This is a genomic window from Paracoccus hibiscisoli (genome assembly GCF_005048265.1).
In the GTDB taxonomy this organism is placed as follows: domain Bacteria; phylum Pseudomonadota; class Alphaproteobacteria; order Rhodobacterales; family Rhodobacteraceae; genus Paracoccus; species Paracoccus hibiscisoli.
Window position 1 is genome coordinate 143,542 of the sequence record NZ_SUNH01000010.1, and the last position, 17,237, is coordinate 160,778.

At 66.5% G+C, this 17,237-nt stretch carries 16 protein-coding genes; 8 read left to right on the plus strand and 8 right to left on the minus strand.

The annotated features are described in order from the left end of the window. Positions 1–10 precede the first annotated feature (10 nt). From fucP to FA740_RS08580, 3 genes are all read right to left on the minus strand, one after another. A complete protein-coding gene (fucP, locus tag FA740_RS08570) occupies positions 11–1,300 on the minus strand; it encodes an L-fucose:H+ symporter permease (protein WP_136856351.1) in 1,290 nt (429 codons plus the stop codon). Between the two features lie 124 nt (positions 1,301–1,424). Further along, complete coding sequence (locus tag FA740_RS08575; protein WP_136856352.1) at positions 1,425–2,957, minus strand: alanine/glycine:cation symporter family protein; 1,533 nt, start codon at positions 2,955–2,957, stop codon at positions 1,425–1,427. A 25-nt stretch (positions 2,958–2,982) separates the two neighbouring features. After that, complete coding sequence (locus tag FA740_RS08580; RefSeq protein ID WP_136856353.1) at positions 2,983–3,417, minus strand: universal stress protein; 435 nt, start codon at positions 3,415–3,417, stop codon at positions 2,983–2,985. A 349-nt stretch (positions 3,418–3,766) separates the two neighbouring features. Between FA740_RS08580 and FA740_RS08585 the strand changes: the two genes are divergently transcribed. The 7 genes from FA740_RS08585 (at position 3,767) to FA740_RS08615 (ending at position 12,060) form a co-directional block, all read left to right on the plus strand. Beyond that, positions 3,767–5,329, plus strand: coding sequence for a 2-isopropylmalate synthase (locus FA740_RS08585; RefSeq protein WP_136856354.1), 1,563 nt, complete (start codon positions 3,767–3,769; stop codon positions 5,327–5,329). Between the two features lie 181 nt (positions 5,330–5,510). After that, entirely contained in the window at positions 5,511–6,545 is a 1,035-nt protein-coding gene (locus FA740_RS08590) for a rod shape-determining protein (RefSeq protein ID WP_045982734.1), read from the plus strand. Between the two features lie 22 nt (positions 6,546–6,567). Next, entirely contained in the window at positions 6,568–7,506 is a 939-nt protein-coding gene (gene mreC, locus FA740_RS08595) for a rod shape-determining protein MreC (RefSeq protein WP_136856355.1), read from the plus strand. Beyond that, complete coding sequence (locus FA740_RS08600) at positions 7,503–8,021, plus strand: rod shape-determining protein MreD (RefSeq protein ID WP_136856356.1); 519 nt, start codon at positions 7,503–7,505, stop codon at positions 8,019–8,021. The genes mreC and FA740_RS08600 overlap by 4 nt, the downstream gene beginning before the upstream one ends. Positions 8,022–8,057: 36 nt before the next feature. Continuing rightward, positions 8,058–10,004: a penicillin-binding protein 2 gene (gene mrdA, locus FA740_RS08605; RefSeq protein WP_136856357.1), complete on the plus strand. Its 1,947-nt coding sequence runs from the start codon at positions 8,058–8,060 to the stop codon at positions 10,002–10,004. Between the two features lie 3 nt (positions 10,005–10,007). Next, a complete protein-coding gene (gene rodA / locus FA740_RS08610) occupies positions 10,008–11,147 on the plus strand; it encodes a rod shape-determining protein RodA (RefSeq protein ID WP_136856358.1) in 1,140 nt (379 codons plus the stop codon). Then, positions 11,128–12,060, plus strand: a complete 933-nt coding sequence (locus FA740_RS08615; protein WP_246053532.1) for a 2-hydroxyacid dehydrogenase — start codon at positions 11,128–11,130, stop codon at positions 12,058–12,060. The genes rodA and FA740_RS08615 overlap by 20 nt, the downstream gene beginning before the upstream one ends. Here the strand turns inward: FA740_RS08615 and FA740_RS08620 are convergent. The 4 genes from FA740_RS08620 to folK form a co-directional block, all read right to left on the minus strand. Then, positions 12,057–12,713, minus strand: coding sequence for a DUF2062 domain-containing protein (locus tag FA740_RS08620; protein WP_136856359.1), 657 nt, complete (start codon positions 12,711–12,713; stop codon positions 12,057–12,059). The genes FA740_RS08615 and FA740_RS08620 overlap by 4 nt on opposite strands. A gap of 46 nt (positions 12,714–12,759) precedes the next feature. Next, positions 12,760–14,874 (minus strand): RelA/SpoT family protein, encoded by a 2,115-nt coding sequence (locus tag FA740_RS08625; protein WP_136856360.1) that lies wholly within the window; start codon positions 14,872–14,874, stop codon positions 12,760–12,762. 33 nt (positions 14,875–14,907) lie between these two features. Further along, positions 14,908–15,264, minus strand: coding sequence for a DNA-directed RNA polymerase subunit omega (rpoZ, locus tag FA740_RS08630; RefSeq protein WP_042245492.1), 357 nt, complete (start codon positions 15,262–15,264; stop codon positions 14,908–14,910). Between the two features lie 70 nt (positions 15,265–15,334). Continuing rightward, positions 15,335–15,991, minus strand: a complete 657-nt coding sequence (folK, locus tag FA740_RS08635; RefSeq protein ID WP_338119662.1) for a 2-amino-4-hydroxy-6-hydroxymethyldihydropteridine diphosphokinase — start codon at positions 15,989–15,991, stop codon at positions 15,335–15,337. Between the two features lie 54 nt (positions 15,992–16,045). Here folK and FA740_RS08640 point away from each other — a divergent pair, with 54 nt between their 5' ends. Continuing rightward, positions 16,046–16,597, plus strand: coding sequence for a LabA-like NYN domain-containing protein (locus FA740_RS08640; protein ID WP_136856362.1), 552 nt, complete (start codon positions 16,046–16,048; stop codon positions 16,595–16,597). A gap of 346 nt (positions 16,598–16,943) precedes the next feature. Here the strand turns inward: FA740_RS08640 and FA740_RS08645 are convergent. Continuing rightward, on the minus strand, positions 16,944–17,237 hold a 294-nt coding region (locus FA740_RS08645; RefSeq protein WP_169306257.1), incomplete at its 5' end, for a transposase.

A 17,237-nucleotide genomic window follows, 5' to 3' on the forward strand; every position in this document is an offset into this window, starting at 1 on the left:
GCGCGACCCCTCAGGGCCGCGCGGCCGCCTTGCGCGTCGATCGCAGGTCGAACAGGCCGAACGCGGCCACCACCACAAAGCACAGCCCCGGCACGACATAGGCCAGCGCGGCCCCCTGCGCGTCCATGACCGCGCCATGGATCAGCGGCACCAGCGCGCCGCCCAGGATCGCCATGACCAGCCCCGCCGCGCCGAACTTCGTGTCCTGGCCCAGCCCCTGCAGGGCGATGCCATAGATGGTCGGGAACATCAGCGACAGGCACGCCGACAGCGCGACCACCGCCCAGACCCCGGCCAGACCCGGCCCGGTCGCCGCGAACAGGCACAGCGCGGTGCCTGCCACGGCCATGACCGTCAGCAGGGCTGCGGGGCGGATCACGCCCATCGCCCCCACCATCACGAAGCGCGCGACCAGAAAGACGACCAGGCTGGCCTGCAGATACCAGCCCGCCTGCGCCTCGGTCCCGCCCAGGGTGGCGATGACATAGGGGATGGTGAACGTCCACGCGCAGGTCTGCGCCGCGACGTTGAAGAACTGCGCCACCACGCCAAAGACATAGTGCCGGTTGGACAGCAGCCGCCGCAGGGTCGGACCGAACTGCACCCCGGCGGCATCGGGGGCGATGGATTCGCGGTCGGTCGGGATGCGCAGCAGCGCGATGGCCACCCAGATCGCCAGCAGCACGACGGCAAAGCCGACATAGGGGGTCATGACGGCCGTCAGCTCGGCCCGCTGGATGGTCTCCAGGGTGGCTGCGGACATGGCGGCGCGTTCGGCATCGGTGGCGGGGTTCAGCTGCGGCAGGATCAGCGTCGCGGCCAGGAAGACGCCGATATTCGTGCCGACCGGGTTGAAGGCCTGCGCCAGGTTCAGGCGGCGGGTGGCGTTGCCCTCGGGGCCCATCGCGATGACGAAGGGGTTGGCCGAGGTCTCCAGGATGGACAGCCCGCCCGCCAGCAGGAACAGCGCCAGCAGAAAGAACCCGAAGGTCATCGCCTGCGCCGCCGGATAGAACAGGAACGCCCCCGCGATGGCGCAGCCCAGCCCGGTCAGGATGCCCGTCTTGTAGGAAAAGCGCCGGTTGATGAAGGCCGCGGGCAGCGCCAGCAGGAAATAGGCCCCGTAATAGGCGAACTGCACGAAGGACGCCTGCAGGGTGCTCATGGAAAAGATGCGCGAAAAGACCTGGACCAGCGGGTCCGTCATGTTCGCCGCAATCCCCCAGGCCGCAAAGCATGTGACCAGCAGCGCGAAGGGCAGGCGCATTCCGGCGTGAACGAAGGGGGGCGGTGCGGGCATCGGGTTCCTCCTGTGCGGGCGCGCCGTTTGGCACAGATCGGCACGGGGGACCACCGCGAATGAGACACGGGGGCGGTCGCCCGCCCCCGTGTCCCTGCCTGGTTCGTTGGCCCGCGCGGGACCGTCAGTCGTATTTGCGGATCTGGCCCGATTTCAGGCGCGCCAGATAGCTGTTCATCTCGGCCTTGACGATGGGCATCAGCAGATACAGCGCGATGATGTTGACCACCGCCATCGCAAAGATCGCCGCATCCGAGAAGTCGATGACCGGGTCCAGACCGGCCGAGGCGCCGATGACCACGAACAGGCAGAAGATGACCTTGAACACCAGCTCCTTGGTCTGGCCCTCTCCGAAGAGGAAGGTCCAGGCCTTGAGCCCGTAATAGCTCCACGAGATCATGGTCGAGAAGGCGAACAGCACCACCGCCACCACCAGGATATAGCGGAACCAGCCAAAGGCGCTGCTGAATGCGTCCGAGGTCAGGGCCACGCCGCTGTTTCCGGTGACGGTCTGGATCTGGGTTCCGGCCTCGTTCAGCACGAACAGGCCCGTGGCCGGGTCGCTGATCAGCTGGCCGGTGATGATGATCACCAGCGCGGTCATGGTGCAGATCACCACCGTGTCGATGAACGGCTCCAGCAGCGAGACGAAGCCCTCGGTCGCGGGCTCCTTGGTGCGCACGGCGCTGTGGGCGATGGCGGCCGAACCCACGCCCGCCTCGTTGGAGAACGCCGCGCGGCGGAAGCCCTGGATCAGCGCGCCGATCATGCCGCCGACCACGCCGTCATTGGTGAAGGCGCCGACAAAGATCTGGCTGAAGGCCGTGCCGATCATGTCATAGTTCATGACGATGATGATCAGCGCCGTGCCGACATAGATCGCGGCCATGAAGGGCACGACCTTTTCGGTGACGCGCGCGATGGATTTCAGGCCGCCCACGATGACCAGGAACACGATGATCGCCATCACCACGCCGGTGATCCAGCCGGGATAGGCACCCACGACATTGCTGATCTGGGCATGGGCCTGATTGGCCTGGAACATGTTGCCGCCGCCAAAGCTGCCCAGGATGCAGAAGATCGCGAACAGCACGGCCAGGATCTTGCCGCCCGGCAGGCCGCGTTCGGCGAATCCCTTGACCATGTAGTACATCGGCCCGCCCGACACGGTGCCGTCGGCATATTCGTTGCGGTATTTCACCCCCAGGGTGCATTCGGTGAACTTGGACGCCATGCCCAGCAGGCCCGCCAGGATCATCCAGAAAGTCGCGCCCGGGCCCCCGATGCCGATGGCCACCGCGACGCCCGCGATGTTGCCCAGGCCCACGGTCCCCGACAGGGCGGTGGTCAGGGCCTGGAAATGGCTGACCTCTCCGGCATCGTTGGGGTCGGAGTAATCGCCGCGGACCAGCGCCAGGGCATGGCCAAAGGCGCGCACCTGGATAAAGCCGAAATACAGCGTGAAGACGGTCGCCGCGACGACCAGCCAGCCCACGATCCAGGGAAAGGTCGTGCCCGGAAAGTTGGAAAAGATCAGGCTGACGAACCAGCCGGTCGAATTGGCAAAGATCTGGTTGACGGTCTCGTCGATGCCCTGGGCTGCGGCGGGGCCCGCGGCCAGCGCCGCAAGGGTCGCGGCTGTGATGCGTGTTTTCATTGTCATTGTCCCTGTTTCTGGCCGGTCACGGCACGATGACCACGGGCACCGGCGCAACCTGCGCCAGCGTCGCCGCGACCGATCCGAAGATGCGCGAGGCAAAGCCCGAATCGCCCATCCGCCCGATGAAGATCATCGCCGCGCCCTCGTCCTTGGCGATGCGGCACAGGGTTTCGGCGATATGGCCATAGCGCAGCGTGGTCGCGCAGGGGATGCCCGCATCCTCGACCCGCTTGACTATGGGGGTCAGGATGGCGACCTCGGCGCGCTGCAACTCCTCCTTGCGGCGGCGGTGGCGTTCCTCGACCTCGGCCGCGGTCAGGAAGCTGTAGGGCGACCACTCCAGGACATGCGCGATCAGGATATTGTCGCCCTGCGCCTGCGCGCGGGAGATGGCAAAATCCAGGGCGCGCACCGAGGCGTCGCTGCCGTCGAAGCCGACGACGATCTTGCGTGACATTGTGCCCTCATCTGTTGGTTCGTTTCTTTGTTCTCGTGCTGAAACGATAGGCAGGCTTGCGGGCCGAGGCCAGAGAAAATGTGTCGCTACAATGTGTCGCGCGGTAACTGCCGCCTGGATGGGCGGTGCAGATCGGGGCTTTTCAAGCCGCCCGCCACGCGGCATAGTCTCGCCATGACCCGGATGCGCCACATCGCCACGACCCGCACCGCGCCCCAGGGCGCGCGTCTGGCCGTGCAGCTTCGCGGTCTGCTGCTTCTTACGCTGCGCTGAGCGGGTCTTCCGGGCCGCCGCTCAGTCAGGTCAGCGCCCGGAGTTTCCTTCAGACTTCGCACGAAAGACAGCACCAATGACCGAACAGAACCGCGTCGTGATCTTTGACACCACCCTGCGCGACGGCGAACAGTCGCCCGGCGCCACCATGTCCCATGCCGAAAAGCTGGAAATCGCCGCCATGCTGGACGAGATGGGCGTGGACGTGATCGAGGCAGGCTTTCCCATCGCATCCGAAGGCGATTTCGCCGCCGTGTCCGAGATCGCGCGCCTGGCGAAAACCAGCGTCATCTGCGGCCTGGCCCGCGCCCAGCTGCCCGATATCGACCGCTGCTGGGAGGCCGTGCGCCATGCCCGCCAGCCGCGCATCCACACCTTCATCGGTACCTCGCCGTTGCACCGGGCGATCCCGAACCTGGACATGGACCAGATGGCGGACCGCATCCACCAGACCGTGACCCATGCCCGCAATCTGTGCGACAACGTGCAATGGTCGCCCATGGACGCCACCCGGACCGAGCATGACTACCTGTGCCGGGTCGTGGAAATCGCCATCAAGGCGGGCGCCACGACGATCAACATTCCCGACACCGTGGGATACACCGCGCCACGCGAAAGCGCCGCCCTGATCGCCATGCTGCTGGAGCGCGTGCCGGGCGCGGATGAGATCATCTTTGCCACGCATTGCCACAATGACCTGGGCATGGCGACCGCCAACGCTTTGGCCGCAGTCGAGGCCGGCGCGCGCCAGATCGAATGCACGATCAACGGCTTGGGCGAACGCGCCGGCAACACCGCGCTGGAGGAGGTGGTGATGGCGATGCGGGTCAGGAATGACATCATGCCGTATCAGACCGGGATCGACACGACCAAGATCATGGGCATTTCCCGCCGCGTGGCCGCCGTGTCGGGGTTCCCGGTGCAGTTCAACAAGGCCATCGTCGGCAAGAACGCGTTCCTGCACGAATCCGGCATCCACCAGGACGGCGTGCTGAAGAACGTCGAGACCTTCGAGATCATGCGCCCCGCCGATATCGGCCTGACCGAGAACAACATCGCCATGGGCAAGCATTCGGGCCGCGCGGCCCTGCGCGCCAAGCTGGCCGATCTGGGCTACGAGGTGGGTGACAACCAGCTGAAGGACATCTTCGTGCGGTTCAAGGCCTTGGCCGACCGCAAGAAGGAGGTCTATGACGACGACATCGTGGCGCTGGTCCTGGACGCCGCGGCCAACACCGCCGAGGATCATCTGCAGGTCAAGCATCTGCGCGTCGTCTGCGGCAGCGACGGGCAGTCGGCGGACCTGACCATGATCGTGGACGGCGTCGAAAAGCGGGCCGAGACGACCGGCGACGGGCCCGTCGATGCGTGTTTCAACGCGGTGCGGGAGATCTTTCCGCATGCGGCGCGGCTGCAGCTGTATCAGGTTCATGCCGTGACCGAGGGCACCGACGCCCAGGCCACCGTCAGCGTCCGCATGGAGGAGGAGGGCCGCATCGTGACCGGCCAGGCCGCCGACACGGACACGATCCTGGCATCGGTCAAGGCCTATGTCGGCGCGCTGAACCGGCTGATCGTGCGCCGCGCGATGACCGGGCGCGACACGGATGCCAAGCAGATCAGCATGTATTCCCATTAAGACGGGGCATCCCGCGCAACCGTGACGCGCGGGATGCCGCCTTTGACCGCCCTGTGGCGCATCGGGGCTTTTCCGGTGGGCGGCGTGGCTCTATACGGGGCCACGCGCGGGCGGCGATTCAGCGCAGGCGGACCATCACAACAAGGCAGGCCGGGCCAACCGGCGCGAAAAGGATACGGGCATGGCATTCGGCGGTTTGTTTTCGACCGACATCGCAATCGATCTGGGGACGGCGAACACGCTGATCTATGTCAAGGGCAAGGGCATCATCCTGAACGAGCCCTCGGTCGTGGCCTATCACGTCAAGGACGGCAAGCGCGTGGTCCTGGCCGTGGGCGAGGATGCAAAGCTGATGCTGGGCCGCACGCCCGGCAGCATCGAGGCCATCCGCCCCATGCGCGAGGGCGTCATCGCCGATTTCGACAGCGCCGAGCAGATGATCAAGCACTTCATCAAGAAGGTGTTCAAGCGCACAACCTTTTCCAAACCCAAGATCATCGTCTGCGTCCCCCATGGCGCGACCCCGGTTGAAAAGCGTGCGATCCGCCAGTCGGTCCTGTCCGCAGGCGCCCGCAAGGCCGGCCTGATCGCGGAACCCATCGCGGCGGCCATCGGCGCCGGCATGCCCATCACCGAACCCACCGGCAGCATGGTCGTCGATATCGGCGGCGGCACGACCGAGGTTGCGGTCCTGTCCCTGGGCGACGTGGTCTATGCGCGGTCCGTCCGCATCGGTGGCGACCGCATGGACGAGGCGATCATCAACTATCTGCGCCGCAACCAGAACATGCTGATCGGCGAATCGACCGCCGAGCGCATCAAGACCAGCATCGGCACCGCCCGCATGCCCGATGACGGGCGCGGCGCCACGCTGATGGTGCGCGGCCGCGACCTGCTGAACGGCATCCCCAAGGAGATCGAGATCAGCCAGGCCATGGTCGCCGAGGCCCTGTCCGAGCCCGTCCAGGCCATCTGCGAGGCCGTGATGGTCGCGCTGGAGGCGACGCCCCCGGATCTGGCCGCCGACATCGTCGATCGCGGCGTGATGCTGACCGGCGGTGGCGCCATGCTGGGCGAACTGGACCTGGCGCTGCGCGAGCAGACCGGCCTGTCGATCAGCCTGGCCGACCAGCCGATGAGCTGCGTGGCCCTGGGCACCGGCAAGGCGCTGGAATTCGAAAAGCAGCTGCGTCACGTCATCGATTACGACAGCTGATCGCGTCGCGGGGGGCGCCAGAATGGCGCGCAAGGGTCCAGATTTCGCCACTCCGGTGCGGCGCGTCCTGATCGCGGTCATGGCGCTGGCGCTGCTGGCGCTGTTTCTGTTCTGGCGCATCGACAGCCCGCGCGCCGAACAGATGCGCACCGCGATGATCGACCGCATCGTGCCGCGTTTCGAATGGGCGCTGGTGCCGGTGACGCGCGTCACGCAGATGGTGTCCGGCTTTCAAAGCTATGCCCGCATCTATGAGCAGAACCAGGAGTTGCGCCGCGAATTGCAGCGCATGTCCGCCTGGCGCGAGGCCGCCGTCCAGCTGGAGCAGGAGAACTCCAAGCTGATGGCGCAGAACAACGTGCGCATCGACCCGGCCCTGACCAGCGTCACCGGCGTGGTGATGGTCGACAGCGGGTCGGCCTTTCGCCAATCGGTGCTGCTGAATGTGGGGCGCCAGGACGGCATCGTCGAGGGTTGGGCCACGATGGACGGGCTGGGGCTGGTCGGGCGTATTTCGGGGGTGGGGAACCGGACCAGCCGGGTCGTGCTGCTGACCGATCCCTCCTCGCGACTGCCGGTGACGGTCCAGCCCACGGGCGAACGCGCGCTGCTGACCGGCGACAACACGCCCCTGCCATTGCTGGAATTCGTGGAACAGGGCGACAATGTGCGCCCGGGCGACCGGGTCGTGACCTCGGGCGACGGGGGGGTGTTTCCGCCCGGCCTGCTGGTGGGGCAGGTCGCGCAGGGCAGCGACGGGCGGCTGCGCCTGCGCATGGCCGCCGATTACGAGCGGCTGGAGTTCCTGCGCGTCCTGCGGTCCCATCCGGCCGAGGCGGTGGTCGATGGCGCCGCCGTCATCCGCGGCGGCATCACCGGGCCGATCGGGCCGCAGCTGCCGACCTCTCCGGTGGATGCGGCGGCGGCCAGCGACCCGCTGGACCCGGGCACGACGCCGTGATCCAGTTGCCCCGCCGCAGCTTTGTTCTGGGCACGCTGGTCTTTCTGGCTTCGGTTTGGGTGCTGCTGTTTGTGCGCCTGCTGCCGCTGTCGGGGGGCATCATGGGCTGGCCCGGCCCCGATCTGGGGCTGGCGCTGATCCTGGCCTGGGTGCTGCGGCGCCCCGACCAGCTGGCCGCCCCGGTGATCGTGCTGGCCGTCCTGCTGGAAGACGTGCTGCTGATGCGGCCCCTGGGGCTGTGGACGGTCTTTGTGCTGCTGGCCTCCGAGGCCGCACGACTGCGAGAGCCCCGTTGGCGCGATCAGCCATTCATGGTTGAATGGCTGCGCGTCGGCGTCCTGATCGGGCTGGCGATGCTGGGCTATCGGCTGGTGCAGGTGGTGTTCATGCTGCCGGTATCGGCATTGGGGCAGGTGATCCTGCAGTTTCTGGCCACGGTGGCGGCCTATCCGCTGGTCGTGTTCGCGGCGCGCTGGCTGATCGGCCTGCGTCGCAACGGACGCAACGAGACATAGCGACGAACGAGTCTGGACGGATTGGGCAGTGACGGCATGAAGAAATCCCAACGCGAGATCATGGACAGCAGCCGCCAGATCACCCGGCGGGGCCTGCTGCTGGCGGGCATCCAGATCGGCACCGTGACCACCCTGGCGCTGAAGATGCGGTCGATGCAGCTGGACCATGCCGAGGAATACCGGATGCTGGCCGACGGCAACTCGATCAAGATCCGGCTGCTGCCGCCGTCGCGCGGGCTGATCCTGGACCGCACCGGCATCATCATCGCCGGAAACGAGCAGAATTACCGCGTGACCCTGACCCGCGAGGAGGCCGGCGGCGACGTGGAGCCGGTGCTGCGCCGCCTGTCGCAGCTGATCCCCATGACCGAGGCCCGCATCGCGGAGCTGATGGAGGAGTTCGGCCGCCGCAGCGCCATCACCCCCATCGTGCTGGCCGACCGCCTGTCCTGGGAGCAGTTCAGCGCCATTGCGGTGAACGCGCCGTCGCTGCCCGGCGTCACGCCCGAATCGGCGCTGTCGCGGGCCTATCCGCGGGCGGGCGATTTCGCACATGTCATGGGCTATGTCGGGCCGGTCAGCGATTACGACCTGTCGCGGATCGAGGACCCGGACCCGGTCCTGCGCCTGCCCGATTTCCAGCTGGGCAAGATCGGCGTCGAGGGCCGCATGGAGGAGGTCCTGCGCGGCAAGGCCGGGGCGCGCCGCGTCGAGGTCAACAGCCAGGGCCGAGAGATGCGCCAGCTGTCCCGCCAGGAGGGCGAGCAGGGCGCAACATTGCAGCTGACCGTGGACGCGGCGCTGCAGAATTATGCCGCGCAGCGCATGGGCGAGGAATCGGCCGCCGCCGTGGTGATGGACTGCCAGACCGGAGAGCTGATCTCGATCTGCTCGTCGCCCAGCTTTGATCCCAACAAGTTCGTGCGCGGCATCAGCAGCCCGGAGTATCGCGCGCTGATGGATCACGACCACCGCCCCCTGGCCGACAAGACGGTGCAGGGTGTCTATCCGCCCGGATCGACCTTCAAGATGGTCACCCTGATGGCGGGGCTGGAGGCCGGGGTCATCAACGCGGGCACCCGCTATTACTGCCCCGGCCATACCGAGCTGGGGGGCCGGCGGTTCCACTGCTGGCGGCGTGGCGGGCACGGCATGGTCGACGCGATCAAGAGCCTCGAGGAAAGCTGCGACGTCTATTATTATGAACTGGCGCAGCGCGTGGGCATCGACCGCATCGCCATCATGGCGCGCAAGCTGGGTCTGGGCGTGCGCCATGACCTGCCCATGTCCGCCGTCGCCGTGGGGATCGCGCCGGATCGCGAATGGAAGATGGCCCGCCACGGCCAGAACTGGCAGGTCGGCGACAGCCTGAACGCGTCCATCGGGCAGGGTTTCGTGCTGGCCTCTCCGCTGCAGCTGGCGGTGATGACGGCGCGCATCGCCTCGGGGCGCGAGGTGCGGCCACAGCTGGTGCGCTCTATCGACGGGGTGCGCCAGGCGGTGCCGGACTACCCGGCCCTGGACATCAGCGAGGCGTCGCTGCGCGTTGCGCGGCTTGGCATGGACGCGGTGATGAACAGCGCGCGCGGCACGGCGCGCAGCTCTCGGATCACGCGCGAGGATTGGCGCATGGCGGGCAAGACCGGCACCAGTCAGGTCCGCAACATCACCGCCGCCGAACGCGCGCGGGGCGTGATCTCGAACGATCAGCTGCCCTGGGCGCGGCGCGACCATGCGCTGTTCGTGGCCTATGCGCCCTATGAGGCACCGAAATACGCCATCTCTCTGGTGGTCGAACACGGGGGCGGGGGCTCGACCGCGGCGGCGCCCATCGCGCGCGACATCCTGCTGTTCGCGCTGAACGGCGGCCTGCCGCCGCTGGATGCGGTCCCGTCGGAGGCGCGCGCAGGCCTTGAGGCCCGCCACGAGGCCATGCAGCTTTTCCAGCCCGAGGCCCCGCGCCCCGGCCGCAGCAGGGCGTAAGCGATGTCCTATCTCGACTATCAGGTCGCCCAGGTTCCGACCGGGTTCCGCAAGGTCCTGTATATCAACTGGCCGCTGGTCCTGCTGATCACCGCCGTCTGCTGCATCGGCTTCCTGATGCTGTATTCGGTGGCCGGCGGGCGCATGGACACCTGGGCCGAACCGCAGATGATCCGCTTTGCCATCGGCATGGTGGTCATGCTGGGCCTGGCCTTCGTGCCGATGTGGTTCTGGCGGGGGATTTCGGTGGCGGCCTACGTGGTCTGCTTCCTGATGCTCGTGGCGGTGGACATGTTCGGTGTGATCGGCATGGGGGCGCAGCGCTGGATCGACATCGGCCCGATCCGCATCCAGCCGTCCGAGCTGATGAAGATCGCGCTGGTTCTGCTGCTGGCGGCCTATTACGACTGGCTGCCGCTGACCCGGGTGTCGCGGCCGCTCTGGGTGCTGGTGCCGGTGCTGCTGATCCTGGCGCCCACCGCGCTTGTGCTGATGCAGCCGGATCTGGGGACCTCGATCATGCTGGTGGCGGGGGGCGGCATCGTGATGTTCGCGGCGGGCGTGTCGCTGTGGTATTTCGGGGCGGTGATCGGCGCCGCCGTGGGTCTGGTGGTGACGATCATGCGCAGCCGGGGCACCGACTGGCAGCTGTTGCGCGACTATCAGTTCCGCCGCATCGACACCTTCCTGGACCCGACCTCCGACCCGTTGGGCGCGGGCTATAACATCATCCAAAGCCAGATCGCCCTGGGGTCGGGCGGCCTGTCCGGGCGCGGCTTCATGCAGGGCACGCAGTCGCGGCTGAATTTCCTGCCCGAAAAGCACACCGATTTCATCTTTACCGTCCTGTCGGAGGAGTTCGGCTTTATCGGGGCCTCGTCGCTGCTGGTCCTCTATATGCTGATCCTCGGATTCTGCATCTATTCGGCGCTGACCAACCGCGACCGCTTTGCCAGCCTGATCACCCTGGGCATCTCGGGGACGTTCTTTCTGTATTTCGCGATCAACATGGCGACGGTGATGGGGCTCTTGCCGGCCAAGGGCTCTCCGCTGCCGCTGGTCAGCTATGGGGGGACGTCGCTGATGATTCTGATGCTGGGGTTCGGCCTGGTGCAATCAGCCCATGTCCACAGACCGAGGTGACACGATGAAGGTCCGCTTTTCCGCCCGCGACGGGGCGTGGGACGAATGGGCCCCCGCCCTGCGCGCGGCCCTGCCCGAAATGACCCTGTCGCGCGACGGCGATCCGGCGGGGTTCGACGCGATCATCTATGCGCCGGGCGGCGACATCACCGATTTCACCCCCTATCGCAACGCGCGCCTGATCCAGAGCCTCTGGGCCGGGGTGGAGCGGATCGTGGGCAACGCGACCCTGACCCAGCCCCTAGCGCGGATGGTCGATCCGGGGCTGCAGCGCGGCATGGCCGAATATTGCACGGGCTGGGCGATGCGGGCGCATCTGGGCATGGACCGCTATGCGCAGGACGGCATCTGGCGCAACGGGCAGGTGCCGCCGCTGGCGGATGCGCGGCCGGTGACGGTGCTGGGGATGGGCGCGCTTGGGCAGGCGGTGGCGTCGATGCTGACGGCGATCGGCTTTCCGGTCACGGGGGTCAGCGCCTCTGGGCGGGCGGTGCCGGGGGTGTCCGTGCTGCCGGTCGCGGCGCTGGACCAGGCGCTGGCCAGGGCGCAGATCCTGATCTGCCTGCTGCCCGACACGCCCGACACGCAGGGCCTGCTGGACGCGCGCAGGCTGGCGCTGCTGCCGCAGGGGGCGTGGCTGATCAATCCGGGGCGCGGCACGCTGATCGACGACGCGGCCTTGCTGGAGGCGCTGGACCGGGGCCGCCCGGCCCATGCGGTGCTGGACGTGTTCCGGGCCGAGCCACTGCCCGCGGATCATGCCTTCTGGTCCCACCCGGCAGTCACGGTGACCCCGCATATCGCGGCCGAGACCCGGCCCGAAACGGCTGCGCCGGTGGTGGCGCAGAACCTGCGGCGGGTGATGGCGGGCCAGCCCGCGCTTTATCTGGTGGACCGCCAGCGCGGGTATTAGGGGGCGTCGATATCGTCGCGGGCGGCCTTGCGTTCGGCCGCCAGACGCGAGGCGCGGGCGATCCGGTCCGCCATCTTCTTCTCGCGCCGCCGCTGATAGGCGATGAAGATCGGCACGGTCAGGGCGTGGGTCACGATCCCCGCGACGGTGCCCACGATGACACCCCCGACCATGTAGGGCCAGAACACCTGGGTCATGAAATCGCCCAGGTTATACCAATGCATCTCGGAAGGGCCGAAAAGGGCGCGGGCGTTGTGCCACAACTCTCCGGTGGCCTTGGAGAATTCGTGAAAGATGAACTGGGGGCTCAGCTTGCCCTCCAGGCCCAGGATCTCGCGGCCCAGCCCCACCGACAGCAGCGCGATGAAGGGCAGCGTCACCGGGTTGCCCACGAAGGTCGCCAGCAGCGCCGCCAGGATGTTGCCGCGGATGATCCAGGCCACGGCGGCGGCCGACAGGAAATGGAAACCGAACAGCGGCGTGAAATTCACCATGATCCCCGCCGCGACCCCGCGCGCGATGCGGTGGGGCTGGTCGGGCAGGCGGCGCAGGCGATGCGCGACATAGGCGCTGGCCCGCCGCCAGCCGCCGCGCGGATAGATCATCTCGGTGGCAAGCTGGCCATAGCTGCGCGGTTTGCGGCGTTTGAACACGAAGGCCACCCGTTGCGACCAAGGCAGCGAGTGCGATCCGCCGACCTCAGGGTTTCAGCGCCGGGTCCCTTACGCGAGAGACCTGCGCCACGTCGCTTTCCGCCTCAAGCGCGGTCAGCAGGTTGTGCAGATGTTCATGGTCGCGCAGTTCGACCTCGACCTCGATCCGGTAGAAGTCGGGCTTGCGCGCGATGAACTCCAGGTTCGAGATATTCGCCCCCTGCGCCCCGATCAAGGTGCAGATGCGTCCCAGCACCCCGGCATCATGCCGGATCGTCAAATTCAACACGGTCGAATAGGCGGCGGGGTGGCGCCCCTCGCGCCATTGCAGGTCGACCCACCGGTCAGGGGCATCCTCGAACTCGGCCAGGACGGGGCAGTCGATGGCATGAATGACCACGCCCGCGCCGCGATAGGTGATGCCCACGATACGCTCGCCCGGCAGGGGCGCGCAGCAGGGGGCCCGCTTGAAGTTGGCATCGGCCTCCAGGCCCGCGAAGGGGCGCTGTCCGTCGATCTCGTCGTGGCTGCCGGCCAGTTCGGGATAGAGGACGCCCAGAACCTCCTTGGCGGAATTCTCAGCGCTGCCGATGCGGGCCAGCAGATCCTCGGCCGAGGGCAGGCCCATCTGCTTGGCGGCGGTACGCAGCGCCTTGTCGGTGGGCTTGCGGCCCACATGCTCGAAGCTGACCCGCACCAGTTCGCGCCCAAGCCGGATGAAGCGGTCGCGATCCTCCTCGCGCAAGCTGCGGCGGATGGCGGCCTTGGCGCGGCCCGTGACCACGATGTCCAGCCAGGTCGCCTGCGGCCGCTGCCCCGAGGCCGAGATGATGTCCACCGACTGCCCGTTCTTCAGCCGCGTCCACAGCGGCACGCGGATGCCGTCGATCTTGGCGCCGACGCAGGAATTGCCAAGCCGCGTGTGGATCGCATAGGCGAAATCGATCGGAGAGGCCCCCCGCGGCAGCTGCATCACGTCGCCCTTGGGGGTGAAGCAGAACACCTGGTCCTGGTACATCTCCATCTTGACGTGTTCCAGGAACTCGTTGTGGTCCTCGGTGTCAAAGCGGTCGTTCAGACTGGCGACCCATTCGGCGGGATCGACGGCAAAGGGGTTCTTGGTCCGCACCCCGTCGCGATAGGCCCAATGCGCGGCCACGCCGGCCTCGGCCACCTCGTGCATCTGGCGGGTGCGGATCTGCACCTCGACCCGCTTGCCGTCGCGGCCCGACACCGTGGTGTGGATCGAGCGGTAGCCGTTCGATTTCGGCTGGCTGATGTAATCCTTGAACCGCCCCGGCACGGCCCGCCAGCGGTGATGGATCACGCCCAGGGCGCGATAGCAGTCCATCTCGGTCGCGGTGATGATGCGAAAGCCATAGATGTCGGACAGCCGCGAAAAGGCCAGCTGCTTTTCCTGCATCTTGCGCCAGACGCTGAAGGGCTTTTTCGCGCGGCCGAACACGGTCGCCTCAATCTCCTCCTTCTCCATCTCGGCGCGGATGTCGGCGGTGATCTGGCCGATGATGTCGCCGCTGTCCTTCTGCAGGCTGACGAAACGGCGGATGATCGAGCTGCGCGCCTCGGGGTTGATGACCTTGAAGGCCAGGTCCTCCAGCTCCTCGCGCATCCACTGCATGCCCATGCGACCGGCCAGGGGCGCATAGATGTCCATCGTCTCGCGGGCCTTCTTGACCTGCTTGTCGGGGCGCATCGAGCGGATCGTGCGCATGTTGTGCAGCCGGTCGGCCAGCTTGACCAGGATCACGCGCATGTCGCGCGACATGGCCATGAACAGCTTGCGGAAATTCTCGGCCTGCTTGGACTGGGTGCTGGACAGCTCCAGGTTGGTCAGCTTGGTGACCCCGTCGACCAGATCGGCGATCTCGGCGCCGAACATGGCGACGACCTCGTCCTTGGTCGATCGCGTGTCCTCGATCGTGTCGTGCAGCAGGGCCGTCACGATGGTCGCGTCGTCCAGGCGCATCTCGGTCAGGATGGCGGCGACGGCGATGGGGTGGGTGAAATAGGGCTCGCCGGAATGGCGGAACTGGCCCTCATGCATCCGCATGCCGTATTCATAGGCGTCGCGGATCAGCGCGCAATTGCTGCGCGGATTATAGTTGCGGACAAGGGCCAGCAGGTCTTCGACGTCGATCATGATGGTGTCGAAGACCTCTGTGATGTGGCCGTGTCAGGCGCGCTGGTTCGCTTCCAGCATCATCCGCAGCATGCGTTCCTCGGATTCCTCATCCGACGGCTTGGGACGATCAACCTCGGCGCCCAGCAGCAGCGCCATGGCGTCCTCCTCGGGCTCGTCGACCTCGATCTGGGTCTGCGTCGATTCGATCATCCGCTCGCGCAGATCGTCGACGGGCTGGGTTTCCTCGGCGATTTCGCGCAGGGCGACCACCGGGTTCTTGTCGTTGTCGCGATCGACCGTGGGGGCGCTGCCGGCAGCGATCTCGCGGGCGCGATGGGATGCAAGCATCACCAGATCAAAGCGGTTCGGAACCTTGTCGACGCAGTCTTCGACCGTTACGCGGGCCATGGATCACCTGTGCAGTTGCGAATCGGACATTCGGGGCGAACCGGACTGATGGGTGCCACAGCGCCGATTGTCAAGCAAAACCTGGCGATTCCGCCGCGCGGACCGGGTGCATTCCCGCCAGCGCATCCGGCCCCAGATCCGCCAGCATCGCCGCCACGCTGCGCCCGGTCAGAGCATGTTGCCAGCCCGGCGCGATCTCGGCCAGGGGGGCCAGGACAAATGCGCGGTCCTGCATCCGCGGATGCGGCAGGATCAGCCGGTCGGGCGCGCGCCGGGCCTGATCCTCGGCGCCAAGGTCGATCCAGGCGCGCAGCCCCGCCATGTCGGGTTCGATCCGATCGTCCATCGCGATCAGGTCCAGATCCAGCACCCGCGCGCTCCAGCGGCCGGTGCTGCGGTCGCGGCCATGATCGGCCTCGATCCGGTGCAGGCTGTCCAGCACCTCCTGCGGGGGAAGGCGGGTGGCGATCAGGGCCGCGGCATTGGCGAAATCCGGCCCCGACCCTGCTGGCATGGCGGGAGTCCGCCATATGCGACTGGTCGCGGTGATTGAAATGCCCGGAGCGGTGTGCAGAATACCCAGGGCGATGCGAAGGGTGGCGGCCGGATCCCGCTCCGACAGGGGCAGATTGGCGCCCAGAGCAACGATACCAAAAGACAGGTTAACCACGCTTTCCTCTTTCCATACAAGTCGATGCCACGGACCGGTCCGTTTCAGGTCCCTCACCCTGGCCCGCCCTGCCCGTGGCTTGCAGCGACCCGTTCCACAAAGGCAACACCCATGTTTTACAAAGATGACAGATTGGCCCTCTTTATCGATGGCGCGAATCTTTATGCGGCCTCCAAGGCGCTTGGCTTTGACATCGATTACAAGCTGCTGCGCCAGGAATTCGACCGGCGGGGCAAGCTGGTGCGTGCCTATTATTACACCGCGCTGATCGAGGGCGAGGAATATTCCCCGATCCGCCCGCTGGTCGACTGGCTGCATTACAACGGGTTCTGCGTGGTGACCAAGCCCGCCCGCGAATACACGGACGCGATGGGCCGCCGTAAGGTCAAGGGCAACATGGACATCGAGCTGACCGTCGACGCTATGGAGCTGGCGCCGCGTCTGGACCATGCCGTGCTGTTCTCGGGCGATGGCGATTTCCGCCCGCTGGTGGCATCGCTGCAGCGGCAGGGCGTGCGCGTGTCGGTCGTGTCCACCATCCGCAGCCAGCCGCCGATGATCGCCGACGATCTGCGGCGCCAGGCCGACAACTTCATCGAACTGGATGCCCTGCGCGACATCATCGGGCGCCCCCCGCGCGAGGCGCAGCCCGTCGAAACCTGATCCGAGCACCAATATCCGTTCAAGATCGCGTGATCTGGGCAAGGGCGACCCCATGTCGCCCTTGCCTGCATCGGTGTTATTCGCCACGGCGCAGCGTATTTGGCGGTTGCGCGGTCCTCTTGGGGCGTGCGTCCGGTCGGCGCGTTCTGTCCCTTAAAATTGTGCAACCATAAGAACGCGGTGCGGCGACCGAGGGCGCGGCATCGTGGCTCGACAGCGCGCGCCGTTGCAGCGTTTACAGGCGCATTGACAAAAGTTTTATCGTCAAAAGTTTAATAAACTCAATCGTTTTAGCTCAAACCTTATACAAAAAGACACGTCCCCAACGGCTTCAGCCAGGGCTAGGTCATGTTGACAAAAGGCGAACCCAGAGGCGGATAGACGTGATGTCGATGAAGCCCAGGAAGCTTTCAGCGGTTTTGTCGTAGCGTGTGGCGGCCCGGCGTGCGTTTTTCAGCTTGTTGAAGCACCGTTCGACGAGGGTGCGCAATGAATACAGCGAATGATCGACACCGACGCGCATCTTGCATGGTTTGCGCATGGGAATTTGGGTGAGCACGTCCCGCACCTCCATCTTTTTTCGAATTTTGTCAGCGTCATAGCCTCTTTCTGCCAACAGGACGCTCGGCTCTGGCAGGTT

What these genes read in the sequence shown, in the direction of transcription:
- fucP (WP_136856351.1), bottom strand. Translation starts at nt 1,300, where the DNA reads ATGCCCGCACCGCCCCCCTTCGTTCACGCCGGAATGCGCCTGCCCTTC.
- FA740_RS08575 (WP_136856352.1), bottom strand. Translation starts at nt 2,957, where the DNA reads ATGAAAACACGCATCACAGCCGCGACCCTTGCGGCGCTGGCCGCGGGC.
- FA740_RS08580 (WP_136856353.1), bottom strand. Translation starts at nt 3,417, where the DNA reads ATGTCACGCAAGATCGTCGTCGGCTTCGACGGCAGCGACGCCTCGGTG.
- FA740_RS08585 (WP_136856354.1), top strand. Translation starts at nt 3,767, where the DNA reads ATGACCGAACAGAACCGCGTCGTGATCTTTGACACCACCCTGCGCGAC.
- FA740_RS08590 (WP_045982734.1), top strand. Translation starts at nt 5,511, where the DNA reads ATGGCATTCGGCGGTTTGTTTTCGACCGACATCGCAATCGATCTGGGG.
- mreC (WP_136856355.1), top strand. Translation starts at nt 6,568, where the DNA reads ATGGCGCGCAAGGGTCCAGATTTCGCCACTCCGGTGCGGCGCGTCCTG.
- mrdA (WP_136856357.1), top strand. Translation starts at nt 8,058, where the DNA reads ATGAAGAAATCCCAACGCGAGATCATGGACAGCAGCCGCCAGATCACC.
- rodA (WP_136856358.1), top strand. Translation starts at nt 10,008, where the DNA reads ATGTCCTATCTCGACTATCAGGTCGCCCAGGTTCCGACCGGGTTCCGC.
- FA740_RS08615 (WP_246053532.1), top strand. Translation starts at nt 11,128, where the DNA reads ATGTCCACAGACCGAGGTGACACGATGAAGGTCCGCTTTTCCGCCCGC.
- FA740_RS08625 (WP_136856360.1), bottom strand. Translation starts at nt 14,874, where the DNA reads ATGATCGACGTCGAAGACCTGCTGGCCCTTGTCCGCAACTATAATCCG.
- rpoZ (WP_042245492.1), bottom strand. Translation starts at nt 15,264, where the DNA reads ATGGCCCGCGTAACGGTCGAAGACTGCGTCGACAAGGTTCCGAACCGC.
- FA740_RS08640 (WP_136856362.1), top strand. Translation starts at nt 16,046, where the DNA reads ATGTTTTACAAAGATGACAGATTGGCCCTCTTTATCGATGGCGCGAAT.